The organism is Streptomyces sp. Z26 (assembly GCF_003665095.1).
GTDB lineage: Bacteria > Actinomycetota > Actinomycetes > Streptomycetales > Streptomycetaceae > Streptomyces > Streptomyces phytohabitans.
This window is the reverse complement of sequence record NZ_RCHV01000002.1, coordinates 510550-523409: the sequence shown is the minus strand read 5'-3', so window position 1 is coordinate 523409 and position 12860 is coordinate 510550. Positions and strand designations below refer to the sequence as shown.

At 73.7% G+C, this 12860-nt stretch carries 11 protein-coding genes and 1 pseudogene; 6 read left to right on the top strand and 6 right to left on the bottom strand.

Annotated elements, in window-relative coordinates; genetic code table 11:
• Window positions 1–11 precede the first annotated feature (11 nt).
• Together D7M15_RS02365 and D7M15_RS02360 are read left to right on the top strand one after the other, a co-directional pair.
• Window positions 12–1061 (top strand): LLM class F420-dependent oxidoreductase, encoded by a 1050-nt coding sequence (locus D7M15_RS02365; protein ID WP_121515963.1) that lies wholly within the window; start codon window positions 12–14, stop codon window positions 1059–1061.
• A 321-nt stretch (window positions 1062–1382) separates the two neighbouring features.
• On the top strand, window positions 1383–2171 hold the full coding sequence (locus tag D7M15_RS02360; protein WP_121515962.1) for a ferritin-like domain-containing protein: 789 nt from the start codon (window positions 1383–1385) through the stop codon (window positions 2169–2171).
• A gap of 61 nt (window positions 2172–2232) precedes the next feature.
• On the opposite strand, the gene D7M15_RS02355 is transcribed toward D7M15_RS02360, so the two are convergent.
• Complete coding sequence (locus D7M15_RS02355) at window positions 2233–3231, bottom strand: magnesium and cobalt transport protein CorA (protein ID WP_121515961.1); 999 nt, start codon at window positions 3229–3231, stop codon at window positions 2233–2235.
• A 108-nt stretch (window positions 3232–3339) separates the two neighbouring features.
• Between D7M15_RS02355 and D7M15_RS02350 the strand changes: the two genes are divergently transcribed.
• From D7M15_RS02350 to mshC, 4 genes are all read left to right on the top strand, one after another.
• Window positions 3340–4083 (top strand): histidine phosphatase family protein, encoded by a 744-nt coding sequence (locus tag D7M15_RS02350; protein WP_121515960.1) that lies wholly within the window; start codon window positions 3340–3342, stop codon window positions 4081–4083.
• Between the two features lie 65 nt (window positions 4084–4148).
• Entirely contained in the window at window positions 4149–4739 is a 591-nt protein-coding gene (locus D7M15_RS02345; protein WP_121515959.1) for a DUF3090 domain-containing protein, read from the top strand.
• Window positions 4736–5644 carry an SCO1664 family protein gene (locus tag D7M15_RS02340; RefSeq protein WP_121515958.1) on the top strand — a complete coding sequence of 303 codons (909 nt, stop codon included), beginning with the start codon at window positions 4736–4738 and terminating at the stop codon, window positions 5642–5644. The genes D7M15_RS02345 and D7M15_RS02340 overlap by 4 nt, the downstream gene beginning before the upstream one ends.
• A gap of 150 nt (window positions 5645–5794) precedes the next feature.
• Complete coding sequence (gene mshC / locus D7M15_RS02335; protein ID WP_121515957.1) at window positions 5795–7024, top strand: cysteine--1-D-myo-inosityl 2-amino-2-deoxy-alpha-D-glucopyranoside ligase; 1230 nt, start codon at window positions 5795–5797, stop codon at window positions 7022–7024.
• A 117-nt stretch (window positions 7025–7141) separates the two neighbouring features.
• Here the strand turns inward: mshC and D7M15_RS02330 are convergent, their stop codons facing one another.
• The 5 genes and pseudogenes from D7M15_RS02330 to D7M15_RS02310 all read right to left on the bottom strand — a co-directional run bounded on the left by D7M15_RS02330 (window position 7142) and on the right by D7M15_RS02310 (window position 12832).
• Entirely contained in the window at window positions 7142–8374 is a 1233-nt protein-coding gene (locus tag D7M15_RS02330; RefSeq protein ID WP_121515956.1) for a PAC2 family protein, read from the bottom strand.
• Between the two features lie 249 nt (window positions 8375–8623).
• Window positions 8624–9394 (bottom strand): annotated as a pseudogene (locus tag D7M15_RS02325) (FAD-dependent oxidoreductase).
• A gap of 5 nt (window positions 9395–9399) precedes the next feature.
• Complete coding sequence (glpK, locus tag D7M15_RS02320; RefSeq protein ID WP_121515955.1) at window positions 9400–10923, bottom strand: glycerol kinase GlpK; 1524 nt, start codon at window positions 10921–10923, stop codon at window positions 9400–9402.
• A gap of 190 nt (window positions 10924–11113) precedes the next feature.
• Window positions 11114–11905 (bottom strand): MIP/aquaporin family protein, encoded by a 792-nt coding sequence (locus tag D7M15_RS02315; RefSeq protein ID WP_121515954.1) that lies wholly within the window; start codon window positions 11903–11905, stop codon window positions 11114–11116.
• Window positions 11906–12064: 159 nt separating this feature from the next.
• Window positions 12065–12832 carry an IclR family transcriptional regulator gene (locus D7M15_RS02310; protein WP_121515953.1) on the bottom strand — a complete coding sequence of 256 codons (768 nt, stop codon included), beginning with the start codon at window positions 12830–12832 and terminating at the stop codon, window positions 12065–12067.
• Window positions 12833–12860: the final 28 nt, after the last annotated feature.

Below are 12860 nucleotides of genomic sequence, written 5' to 3'. Positions count from 1 at the left end.
AAGGGGACCGCATGCGGCTCGGGATCAACCTCGGCTACTGGGGCGCCGGGATGGACGCGGACAACCTCGCGGTCGCCCGCGAGGCCGACCGGCTCGGCTACGCGGTCTGCTGGGCCGCGGAGGCGTACGGCTCGGACGGCCCCACCGTGCTCTCCTGGGTCGCGGCCCAGACGGAGCGGATCGACGTCGGCTCGGCGATCTTCCAGATCCCGGCCCGCGCCCCGGCGATGACCGCCATGACGGCCGCGACCCTCGACAGCCTCTCCGGCGGCCGCTTCCGCCTCGGCCTCGGCGTCTCGGGGCCGCAGGTCTCCGAGGGCTGGTACGGCGTGAAGTTCGACAAGCCGCTCGCCCGCACCCGCGAGTACGTCGAGATCGTGCGCAAGGCCATGACGCGCGAGCGGCTCTCGTACGAGGGACAGCACTGGACGCTGCCCCTGCCGGACGGCCCCGGCAAGCCCATCAAGCTCACCGTGCACCCCGTGCGCGAGCACATCCCGCTCTACATCGCCGCGATCGGTCCCAAGAACCTGGAGCAGACCGGCGAGATCGCGGAGGGCGCGCTGCTGATCTTCTTCTCCCCCGAGCACGCGGAGGAGACCACCCTCGGCCACCTGCGCGCCGGACGGGAGCGGGCGGGCCTGAAGATGGACGGCTTCGACGTCTGCCCGACGGTGCCGCTGGCCGTCGGCGACGACGTGGACGCGCTCGCGGACGTCTTCCGGCCGTACACCGCGCTGTACGTCGGCGGCATGGGCAGCCGCAAGCAGAACTTCTACAACAGCCTGGCGCAGCGCATGGGTTACGAGCGCGAGGCCGCCGAGATCCAGGACAAGTACCTGGCGGGCGAGAAGGACGCCGCGGCGGCGGCCGTACCGCGTGAGCTGATCGACTCCACCACCCTCATCGGGTCCGTCGACCGGATCGCGGACCGCATGCAGGCGTACGCCGACGCCGGTGTGACCACCCTGTCCCTCGCCCCGGCGGGCTTCGCGCTGGAGGAGCGGCTGACCTCGCTGCGCGCCGGTGTGGAGGCCCTGGAGCGCGCCGGACTGGCCTGACCGCGCGCGGGACGCCCGTACGGACGCCCCGCCCGCGACCCGCGGCCCCACGCACCCGAGCGCGCCGCCCGTACGGAACGGGCGGCGCGCTCGGGTGTGACGCACAGCGGCCGTGGTGGGGGCTCGGGGGTCTCCCCGCCACGGCCGTCGCGCTGCACAACGGCGGCCCGCCCCGCGGGGTTACGACGCGCGCCCGGTCCCGCCCCCTCGCACACGCGTGTGCTCCTTCGTTCGGCGGAGGCCGGAGGCGGAGCTGTTGCCGGGCGGACGGGGCGGCAGTTGACTCGACCGTGGCGAATCGCGCGCACGGAGGAGACCGCCATGCTCTCGGCCCGAAGCCTGTTCCAGGACATCATCGACGACGACGAGTCGTTCCGGCTCTTCTGCTCCGTCGCCGCCAGCGGCGAGGCCCAGGGCGGCTGGGAGAACGCCCGGATCGCCGCCCTCGTACCCGACAGCAGGCGCTACCTCGCCCCGAAGATCACGCGGCACGGCGCGGACGAGGACAAGCACGGCCGCATCTTCCTCGGCCTCCTGCGCGGGCGCGGCCTCACGCCGTGCGAGGTGCCCGAGGACACCGACTACACCGCGCTGCTGGAACGGCGCGGCATCGGCCTCTCCCACCACAAGCTGCGCCGCGACGAGCCGCTGACGGAGGACGACGTCGTCACGTACCTCGCGCACAGCCGCGTCACCGAGGAACGGGCGGCGGCCCAGATGAACCTGCTCACCCGCCACTTCGGCGACCACCCCGACATCGGCCGCGCCGTACGGATGATCGCGGCCGACGAGGACAACCACCTCGCGTACTGCCACGAGGAGCTGCTGCGGCTGGCCGCCGCCGGGCACGGCCGCCGCATCCAGCACGCGCTCCGCGAGTGCGCCCTCGCGGAGACCGCCGTCTACCGGGACGTCAGCCTCGCCGTGATGGGCCGCATGGGACGCCTCCTGGGGTGGCCGCGGGCGAAGTCCGCGGTGCTGGCGGGCGGCGTCCGCGCGGTGTACGCGTACGAACGGGCGGGCGGCTGGCGGCGGATGACCACCCTGGAGATGCCGGTGCGGCGGAACGCGCTGGGCGGCCCCGCCGCGCCCGCGCCGGGCTTCGCCTGAGCCGGGGCGCCGGCGGGTACGGGCCCGCCGGCGCCCCCGCTGGTACGGCCACCCGGGCCGTTCAGAGCCAGCCGCGCCTGCGGAAGAACCGGTGCAGCACCACGCACGTGCCCGCCATCAGCGCCACCACGGCCGGGTACGCCCACGCCCAGTGCAGCTCCGGCATGTGCGTGAAGTTCATGCCGTAGACGCCCGCGATCATCGTCGGCACGGCGCACATCGCGGCCCACGCGGAGATCCGGCGCATGTCGTCGTTCTGCCGGACGCTGAGCTGCGCCAGATGGGCGGACAGGATGTCCGACAGCAGCCGGTCGAGGCCCTCGATCTGCTCGTTGACGCGCGTCAGGTGGTCGTTCACGTCGCGGAAGAACGGCAACGACGGGCCAGGTACGAAGCGCATACCGCCCCCGGCCAGCCGCGTCATCGGCTCCGCCAGCGGCCCCGCCGCCCGCCGGAACTCCAGCACCTGGCGCTTGAACGCGTAGATCCGCTCCGCGACGCCCCGGCCCTCCCCGCCGTCCGGCGTGAACACCTCCTCCTCCAACTCGTCGAGATCCACGTGCAGTTCGGCCTCGACGTCCATGTAGTGGTCGACGACGGCGTCACTGACCGCGTACATCACGGCGGTCGGCCCGTGCCGCAGCACATCGGGCTCGTCCTCCAGCCGCTGGCGTACGGCGCTCAGCGGGTTGGTGTCGCCGTGCCGCACGGTGACCACGAACGAGTCGCCCACGAACAGCATCAGCTCGCCCGTCGACACGGTGCTCGTCCCGTCGTCGTACGCGGCGGGCTTCAGGACGAGGAACAGCGAGTCGTCGTACCGTTCCAGCTTCGGCCGCTGGTGCGCGCACAGCGCGTCCTCGACGGCCAGCGGGTGCAGCCCGAACTCGCTGGTGACGAGCGCGAACTCGGCCTCCGTCGGCTCGTGCAGCCCGATCCACAGGAACGCGTCACCCGAAGCGCGGGCCTCGTCCAGCGCGTCGGAGAAGTCCTCCGGCTGGCGCCGCTCGCTGCGGCGGCCGTCCCGGTACAGGGCGCAGTCGACGATCACGGTTGGCATTCTGCCCCCGTCCGCCGGAGGCACAACCCCCGGGCCGCCGTCCGGTGCCCGGCGGCGGCCCGCCCAAGCGGCCCGCGGCGCGCCCGTACGACGCCGTAGGGTGGCCGTATGCCGACGCTGATCCTCGTACGCCACGGCCGTTCCACCGCGAACACCGCGGGCCTGCTGGCCGGGTGGACGCCCGGGGTGGCCCTGGACGAGCTGGGCCGCGAGCAGGCCGCCGCGCTGCCCGGCCGACTGGCCGGGGTGCCCGTCGCGGCCACCGTGCGCAGCCCGCTGCAACGCTGCGGCGAGACCCTGGCGCCGTTCGCCGCCGCCCGCCCCGACGTGCCCGCGCACACGGACGAGCGGATCGGTGAGTGCGACTACGGCGACTGGAGCGGCCGCAAGCTCTCCGAGCTGAACGGGGAGCCGCTGATGACGACCGTCCAGCAGCACCCCTCGGCAGCCGCGTTCCCCGGCGGCGAGTCGATGCGGAACATGCAGACGCGCGCCGTCGAGGCCGTACGGGACTGGGACGCGCGCGTCGCGGCGGAGCACGGGCCGGACGCGGCCGTGCTGATGTGCTCCCACGGCGACATCATCAAGGCGATCGTCGCCGACGCCCTCGGCATGCACCTGGACCTCTTCCAGCGGATCGCGGTCGGCCCCTGCTCGGTCACCGTGATCCGCTACACGCCGCACCGCCCGTTCCTGCTGCGCCTCGGGGACACCGGCGAACTCGCCTCCCTCGCCCCGCCGCCCGCCCCCACCGCGGCGGACGCGGAGGGTACGGACGGGGGTGCCGGGAGCGGGGACGGCGCCGCCGGGGGTACGGCGGACGGTGTCGCGGCGGTCGGCGGCGGCTCGTAGCGGCGTTGATCAGCACGCGCAGTAGGGTGCGGGTGGGCCAATCAGTCGACGCAACGGAGAAGGACGTGTCACGTCAGGTGTTCCTCTACGACCCACCGGACCGATTCGTGGCCGGTACGGTCGGGCTGCCCGGGCGGCGCACCTTCTTCCTCCAGGCTTCCCGGACCGGCCGGACGACGAGTGTCGCCCTGGAGAAGGCCCAGGTGGAAGCGCTGGCGGAGCGGATCGACGAGCTGCTGGACGAGGTCGTACGCCGCTCCGGCGGGAACGCCCCGGTGCCCGCCGTGGCACCCGCGGAGGTCGAGGACACGGGCCCGCTGGAGGCGCCCGTGGAGGAGGAGTTCCGGGTCGGCACCATGGCGCTGGCCTGGGACGGCGAGGGCGAGCGCATGGTCGTCGAGGCGCAGGCGCTCGTCGAGCTGGAGATCGACTCCGAGGAGGACCTCGCGGACGCCGAGGAGCGCCTCCTCCAGGACGACGAGAACGGCCCCCCGATGCTGCGCGTGCGGATCAGCGGCGCCATGGCCCGCTCGTTCGCCAAGCGCGCCATGGAGGTCGTGAACGCCGGGCGCCCGCCGTGCCCGCTGTGCAGCCTGCCGCTGGACCCGGAGGGGCACGTGTGCCCGCGCCAGAACGGGTACCGGCGCAGCGAATGACCGGCGTGACGAGTGACGCCGTGGACCGGGACGCCACGCGGGCCCTGCTCGCCGGAGGCGCGCTGACCGTACGCGGCCGGATCGGCGGCGCCTCCAACGCGGTGCTGCACTGCGTGGTGGAGGACCCGTCCGGCGCGTCCCTGCCGTGCGTCTACAAGCCGGTGGCCGGTGAGCGGCCCCTGTGGGACTTCCCGGACGGCACGCTGGCCCAGCGCGAGGTCGCCGCGTACGAGGTGTCGGAGGCCACGGGCTGGGGGCTGGTTCCGGCCACCGTGCTGCGGGACGGGCCGTACGGCGAGGGCATGTGCCAGTTGTGGATCGGGCCGGTGCCGGAGGACGACGCGGAGGACCCGGACGACGATCCGGGGGACTCCGGGGACGCGGCCGACGACGCGACCCACGACGGCACCGAGGGGGAGGAGGACGAGCAGCTCCTCGCCCTCGTCGAGGGCGACGAGCCCGGCCCCGGCTGGAAGGCGATCGGCTTCGCGGACGTCGGCGGCGGCCGTACGGCGCTGCTCGTGCACGCCGACGACGCGCGCCTGCGCCGCCTCGCCGTCCTCGACGCGGTGCTCAACAACGGCGACCGCAAGGGCGGCCACCTGCTGCTCTCCGGCGCCCGCCTGTACGCCATCGACCACGGCGTCACCTTCCACGCCGAGGACCGGCTCCGCACCCTGCTGTGGGGCTGGGCGGGCGAACCGCTGCCGGACGAGGCGCTGGACGTGCTGCGCGGCCTCTCCGCCGCCCTGGCCGAGGGTGCCCCGCTCGGCACCCGGCTGGCCGAACTGGTCACGGCCGCCGAACTGGACGCCGTACGCGCACGCACCGCCGCCCTGCTCGCCTCCGGCCGCCACCCCGCGCCGGGCGGGGAGTGGCCGCCGATCCCCTGGCCGCCGCTGTAGCCGTACGACGGACGGGTCCGCGCTCCGTACGGCGCGGTGAGGCGTCCGCACGTCCGCGCCCGTCCGTCAAGGCCGGGCAATCGGCCAATCCCCGCAGGCCGGACGCCTCCCGGCTCGTACGGACGACCGCACGCCGGTTACGCTCAGGGCATGCATGCCTGGCCCGCTTCCGAGGTCCCCGCGCTGCCCGGCGAGGGCGGCGACCTACGGATTCACGACACCGCGACCGGAGGGCGGGTGACCCTCGCCCCGGGTCCCGTCGCCCGTATCTACGTCTGCGGCATCACGCCGTACGACGCCACCCACCTGGGGCACGCGGCGACGTACAACGCGTTCGACCTCGTGCAGCGCGTGTGGCTCGACACCAAGCGGCAGGTCCTCTACGTACAGAACGTCACCGATGTCGACGACCCACTGCTGGAGCGGGCCGTCGAGACCGGTGAGGACTGGACGGCTCTCGCCGAGCGCGAAACCGCCCTGTTCCGCGAGGACATGACGGCACTGCGGATGCTGCCCCCGGCGCGCTACGTCGGCGCGGTGGAGTCCATACCCCGGATCGTGCCGCTCGTCGAACGGCTCCGGGAGGCGGGCGCCGCGTACGACCTGGACGGCGACACGTACTTCTCCGTCGACTCCGACCCCCGCTTCGGCTCGGTCTCCCGACTGGACGCGGAAACGATGCGGCTGCTGTCCGCGGAACGCGGCGGCGACCCCGAACGCCCCGGCAAGAAGAGCCCGCTCGACCCGCTGTTGTGGTCCGCCGCCCGCGAGGGCGAGCCCAGTTGGGACGGCGGCACGCTCGGCCGGGGGCGCCCCGGCTGGCACATCGAGTGCGTCGCCATCGCCCTGGAGCACCTGGGGATGGGCTTCGACGTGCAGGGCGGCGGCTCCGACCTGGCGTTCCCGCACCACGAGATGGGTGCCTCGCACGCGCAGGCGCTGACCGGCGAGTTCCCGTTCGCGCGGACGTACGTGCACGCCGGGATGGTCGCCCTGGACGGCGAGAAGATGTCGAAGTCCAAGGGCAACCTGGTCTTCGTCTCGAAGCTCCGCGAGGCCGGGACCGACCCGGCCGCGATCCGGCTGACGCTGCTGGCGCACCACTACCGCGCCGACTGGGAGTACACCGACGCCGTACTGGACGAGGCCGAGGCCCGGCTCGCCCGCTGGCGTGCCGCGGTGTCGCGGCCCGACGGGCCACCGGCCGAGGCGCTGCTGGCCGAGATCCGCGCCGCGCTCGCCGACGACCTGGACGCCCCCGCCGCGCTCGCCGCCGTCGACCGCTGGGCCGCCGCGCAGCAGGCGGACGGCGGTACGGACGAGGGCGCCCCCGGGCTGGTCTCGCGCGCGGTGGACGCGCTGCTGGGAGTGGCGCTCTGACGCGCGTGCCGCGCTGAGCGGGCGCGCGACCCGACGTGACGGGCGGGGCCGGTACCGGACACCAAGTCCGGCACCGGCCCCGCCCGTTCGCGCCCGTCGCGCCCGTACGGCGCGGGCTCAGCCCTTGCCGCCGTCACCACCGTCCTCGCGCCCCTCGGACTCGGGCTCGGACCCGGACGGTCCGTCCGTACGGCCCGCCGCGTCCTCCCCGGCCGTGCCGTCCGTACCGCTCTCCCCGCTTGCGCCTTCCGGGCCGTCCGCCGCGTCCTGCCGCGCGTCCCCGTCCGCGTTCCCGTCGGCCGCTTCGGCGCCCGCGTCCCCGGCGTCGCCCTCGCCGCGCCGGGCCCGCCCGGCCGCGCCCGCGTCGTCGCCCGCCCGCGGCCGCGCCGGGCGCGACCGGCCGCCGCCGGGCCCGCCCGCCGTACCGGCGCCGCCGGGCTCCCGTACGTACGGCGGGCCGCTCTCGCCGCTCTCCGTGGCGTGCCCGGTGCCCGGACCGTCGTCGCGGCGCCGCAGGTAGCGCTCGAACTCCTTCGCGATCGCCTCGCCCGACGCCTCCGGCAGCTCCGCCGTGTCCCGCGCCTCCTCCAGCGACTGCACGTACTCCGCGACCTCGGTGTCCTCGGCCGCCAGCTGGTCCACGCCGATCTGCCAGGCGCGCGCGTCCTCCGGCAGCTCACCGAGGGGGATGCGCAGGTCCAGCAGGTCCTCCAGCCGGTTCAGCAGGGCCAGCGTCGCCTTCGGGTTGGGCGGCTGCGAGACGTAGTGCGGTACGGACGCCCACAGGCTCACCGCCGGTACGCCCGCGTGCGTGCACGCCTCCTGGAGGATGCCGACGATGCCGGTGGGCCCCTCGTAACGGGACTCCTCCAGGTTCATCGTGCGCGCCAGGTCCGGGTCGGACGTCATGCCGGTGACGGGCACCGGACGCGTGTGCGGGGTGTCACCGAGCAACGCGCCCATCACGACGACGAGTTCGACGCCCAGCTCGTGCGCGAAGCCCAGCACCTCGTTGCAGAACGAACGCCACCGCATGCTCGGCTCGATGCCACGGACGAGCACCAGGTCGCGCGGTCTGCCCTTGCCGTCGGAGTCGTCGATCCGGACCACCGAGAGCCGTGTCGTCGGCCAGGTGACCTTCCGCACGCCGTCGTCCAGCCACATCTGCGGACGGTTGACCTGGAAGTCGTAGTAGTCCTCGGCGTCCAGCGCCGCGAACACCTCGCCCTTCCACTCCCGTTCCAGGTGCCCGACCGCGGTGGAGGCGGCGTCGCCGGCGTCGTTCCAGCCTTCGAACGCGGCCACCATGACCGGGTCGACCAGCTCGGGAACCCCCTCCAGCTCGATCACCCAGCGCCTCCTTCCGACCGGTGCGGAGCCCCTCGCTCCGTCCGGCGTCCGATCAATTTGCGTGCGGGCCCAAGCCTAAGCGGTGCGGGGGCCGCCGCAGCAGCCCGCGCGCGGTCCGGCCCGCAGGTCCGGGTGCGCCCCGCCGTGCGGAACGCCCGGTTCCGTACGCCCGCCGCACGGTGCGCCGGAACGCGCCGGGAGCGCCCCCGGACCGTTGTCCGGAGGCGCTCCCGTGGTCCCGTACGGGCGTCAGCCGTCCCGCTCCGCGAGCATCCGCTCCACCCGGGCGCGTACCTCCCCGGTGTCCAGCCCGCGCACGGTCAGCGTCGTACGACGGCGCAGCACGTCGTCGGCGGTCGCCGCCCACTCGTGGTCGCGGGCGTAGGCGACCTGCGCCCAGATCTCCGGGCCGTCGGGGTGGACGCGCTCACCGAGCGCCGGGTCCTCGTTGGCCAGCCGGGCGATGTCGAAGGCCAACGAGCCGTAGTGCGTGGCCAGTTGACGGGCCGTCGCCGGGTCCATCCGTACGCCGGGCTCGCGGTCCGCCAGCAGCCGGTGCGACCGCGCCCGAGTCGACGGCGGCGCGCACCGTCATCACGGCCATCCGCGAGTCGTTCATCTGGTGGTCGCCGAAGACGGCCATGCACCGGAGGTTCTCCGTACGCGGCCCCGGGTTCTCCGCCGCCGCCCGCGACCGGGAGACGACCCGCCCGACGCCGTCACCGAAACCGGACAGCGCCGAGTACGCGTGACGCCCGCGCCCAGCTTGACCGCGCCGTGCGGCGCGCCCTTGGAGGACGCGGACGAGGTGGCGCCGGCGAAGTCGCCGGCGTCCACCATCGCGACCCGCAGACCCGACTGCGCCGCGTGCCACGCGACGGAGGTGCCCAGGATGCCGCCGCCGACGACCAGCAGGTCGAACGTCGCACGCGCGAGCCGTTCCCTGGTCTCGGCGCGGTCCGGACGGGCTCCCGAAGTCGGGTGCGTCCCGAGGGCCGGGACGCGTTGCGGGGTGTTCATGATGATCAGTTCTCCTCCTCGAGCCAGCCCATGGTCCGCTCGACGGCCTTGAGCCAGCTCTTGTACTCGCGGTCGCGCCTGTCCGCGTCCATCCGGGGGGTCCATTCGGCGGCCCGCTTCCAGTTCACGCGCAGGGCGTCGGTGTCCGGCCAGAAGCCGACGGCGAGCCCGGCCGCGTACGCGGCGCCCAGACAGGTGGTCTCGGCCACCAGCGGGCGGACGACGGGCGCGTTCAGGAAGTCCGACATCGTCTGCATCAGCAGGTTGTTGGACGTCATGCCGCCGTCGACCTTCAGGGAGGTCAGCTCCACGCCGGAGTCCTTCGCCATGGCGTCGACGATCTCCCGCGTCTGCCAGGCCGTCGCCTCCAGCACGGCGCGCGCGAGGTGCGCCTTGGTGACGTAGCGCGTCAGACCGGCGATGACGCCGCGCGCGTCGGAGCGCCAGTACGGGGCGAACAGGCCGGAGAAGGCGGGTACGAAGTAGGCGCCGCCGTTGTCCTCGACGGAGCTGGCGAGGGTCTCGATCTCGGCCGCGCTGTTGATCAGGCCCATCTGGTCGCGCATCCACTGCACCAGCGAACCGGTGACGGCGATGGAGCCCTCCAGCGCGTAGACCGGCTTCTGGTCGCCGATCCGGTAACCGACCGTCGTCAGCAGCCCGTTGTAGGAGTTGACGGCCTCCTCGCCGGTGTTCAGCAGCAGGAACGTGCCCGTGCCGTACGTCGACTTGGCCTCGCCCGGCGCGAAGCAGGTCTGGCCGAACAGCGCCGCCTGCTGGTCGCCCAGGGCGGACGCCACCGGCACGCCCGCGAGCGCGCCCTTGGCCTCCCCGTACACCTCGGCGGACGACCGGATCTCCGGCAGCACGGACATCGGTACGCCCATGGACTGGCAGATCTTCTCGTCCCACGCCATGGTGTGCAGGTTCATCAGCATGGTGCGGGACGCGTTGGTCACGTCGGTGACGTGGACGCCGCCGTCGGTGCCTCCGGTCAGGTTCCAGATGACCCAGGAGTCCATGGTGCCGAACAGCAGCTCGCCGCGTTCGGCGCGCTCGCGGAGGCCGTCGACGTTGTCGAGGAGCCAGCGGATCTTGGGCCCGGCGAAGTACGAGGCGAGGGGCAGGCCCGTCTCGCGGCGGAAGCGGTCCTGGCCGACGTTGCGGCCGAGTTCCCGGCAGAGGGCGTCGGTACGGGTGTCCTGCCAGACGATGGCGTTGTGCACCGGCTCGCCCGTGGCGCGGTCCCACAGCATGGTGGTCTCGCGCTGGTTGGTGATGCCGAGCGCCTTGACGTCGTCGCGGGTGATGCCCGCCTTGTCGAGCGCGCCGGAGACGACCTGCTGGACGTTGGTCCAGATCTCCGCGGCGTCGTGCTCGACCCAGCCCGGCTTCGGGAAGATCTGCTCGTGCTCCTTCTGGTCGACGGAGACGATGCGCCCGTCCCGGTCGAAGACGATGCAGCGGCTGGACGTGGTGCCCTGGTCGATGGCGGCGATGAACGGGCCGGTGGAGTGGGTGTCGCTCATGTGGGTGCTCCGATGCGTCGTTGGGTCGGCGTGCGTGCGGCGGTGGCGGTCGCGGTGGCCGTGGCTGTCGCGAGGGCGTTACGCGGTCCACGGGGCGCGGTCTGCGGGGCGGCGGTCCGGGCGGCGGGCGTGCCCGCCCGACCGGACGGCGGTGCCGTCGTACGGGGACGGGTCGGCACGCGCCGCCGGGTCAGAACGCGACGTTGTAGACGGCTCCGGCGAGCGCGCCGCCGAGCAGCGGTCCGGCCACGGGGATCCAGGCGTACGTCCAGTCGGAGCTGCCCTTGTTCGGCAGCGGCAGCAGCGCGTGCACGGTGCGCGGGCCGAGGTCGCGGGCCGGGTTGATGGCGTACCCGGTGGGGCCGCCGAGCGAGAGGCCGATGCCGACCACGACGAAGGCGGTGACGAGGACGCCGAGCGGGCCGAGGCCCTTGCCCTCCTGGTTGAGGCCCTGGGTGAGGATCGCGAGGACCAGGACGGTGGTCGCGATGACCTCGGTGAGGAGGTTCTGCACGGTGTTCCGGATCTCGGGGGCCGTGGAGAAGATGCCGAGCACCGGGCCGGGGCCGACCGCGGCCCGGCCGCCCTCGGGGCCGGTCGCCTTCGAGGCGGGGTCGCCGATGACCTCGGGGTCGGTGAGGTGGGCGTGGAACTGCCCGTAGTACGCGCCCCACACGAGCGCCGCGCCGAACATGGCACCGGCCATCTGGGCCACGATGTAGAGCGGGACGTCACCCCACTCGGTGCCGCCCTCGATGGCGATGCCCAGGGTGACGGCGGGGTTGAGGTGCGCGCCGGAGACACCGGCCGATATGTACGCGCCGGTGAGGACGGCCATGCCCCAGCCGAGCGCGATGGCGACCCAGCCCGCGGAGTACGCCTTGGAGCGCTTGAACGTGACGCCGGCGCACACGCCGCCGCCGAGGAGGATCAGCACTGCCGTGCCGATGAACTCGCCGATGAAGATGTCGGAGCTGGACACCCGTGACTCCTTTGTCCTTCGTCCAGAGGGAAGGCGGATCGGTTCCCGTCCGGTGTTCGACATTGTCGACCGCCGGACGGCAGTTTTCTCTGTGGGGTCCGCCCCGTCAAGAGGGTGCGGGGCCGCACTTCAGGGTCGTGTGCATAGTGACCGATCTGACTAGAAACGTCCAGATCCGAGATCCCGGGACACGGCCCTCGCGCAGTCCCGTACGGCCGCCACCGTCTGCGCCTTGACGCCCTCCGCGCCGTCGCAGACCCGTTCCACCGCACCGGTGACGCAGACCGCCCCCACCGGCATCCGCCGCCGGTCGTGCACCGGAGCCGCCACCGAGGCCACCCCCTCCCACGTCTCCTCGATGTCCGACGCCCAGCCGCGCGCCCGCGTGAGGTCCAGCAGTGCCTCGAACTCCGGCAGCCCGGTCGTCGTGTGCTCCGTGAACGCCTCCCGCTCCGCGTCCGCCGCCTCGCTGTGCGCCACCGGGTCGTACGCCGCCAGCACCTTGCCCAGCGCCGTGCTGTGCAGCGGCTGCATCGCCCCGACCTCCAGCACCTGGCGGCTGTCGTCCGGCCGGAACACGTGGTGCACGATCAGCACGCCCTGCTGGTGCAGCACCCCGAGGTAGACGCTCTCGCCGCTGGAACGGGCCAGGTCGTCGGCCCAGACGAGGGCGCGGGCGCGCAGCTCGTGCACGTCCAGGTAGCTGTTGCCGAGCCGCAGCAGCTCCGCGCCCAGCGTGTACTTGCCCGTGTCCGCGTCCTGTTCGACGAAGCCCTCCTGCTGGAGGGTGCGGATCAGGCCGTGCGTGGTGCCCTTCGCCAGGCCGAGCGCCGACGCCACCTCGGAGAGCCCCAGCCGTCTCTCGCCACCCGCCAAGAGCCGCAGCACGGCTGCCGCACGCTCCAGGGACTGGATGGTCCGGGCCATCAGAGACCTCCGCGACGTGCTCGGGGTT

What these genes read in the sequence shown, in the direction of transcription:
- D7M15_RS02310 (WP_121515953.1), bottom strand. Translation starts at nt 12,832, where the DNA reads ATGGCCCGGACCATCCAGTCCCTGGAGCGTGCGGCAGCCGTGCTGCGG.
- D7M15_RS02350 (WP_121515960.1), top strand. Translation starts at nt 3,340, where the DNA reads ATGCCGACGCTGATCCTCGTACGCCACGGCCGTTCCACCGCGAACACC.
- mshC (WP_121515957.1), top strand. Translation starts at nt 5,795, where the DNA reads ATGCATGCCTGGCCCGCTTCCGAGGTCCCCGCGCTGCCCGGCGAGGGC.
- D7M15_RS02340 (WP_121515958.1), top strand. Translation starts at nt 4,736, where the DNA reads ATGACCGGCGTGACGAGTGACGCCGTGGACCGGGACGCCACGCGGGCC.
- D7M15_RS02355 (WP_121515961.1), bottom strand. Translation starts at nt 3,231, where the DNA reads ATGCCAACCGTGATCGTCGACTGCGCCCTGTACCGGGACGGCCGCCGC.
- glpK (WP_121515955.1), bottom strand. Translation starts at nt 10,923, where the DNA reads ATGAGCGACACCCACTCCACCGGCCCGTTCATCGCCGCCATCGACCAG.
- D7M15_RS02360 (WP_121515962.1), top strand. Translation starts at nt 1,383, where the DNA reads ATGCTCTCGGCCCGAAGCCTGTTCCAGGACATCATCGACGACGACGAG.
- D7M15_RS02365 (WP_121515963.1), top strand. Translation starts at nt 12, where the DNA reads ATGCGGCTCGGGATCAACCTCGGCTACTGGGGCGCCGGGATGGACGCG.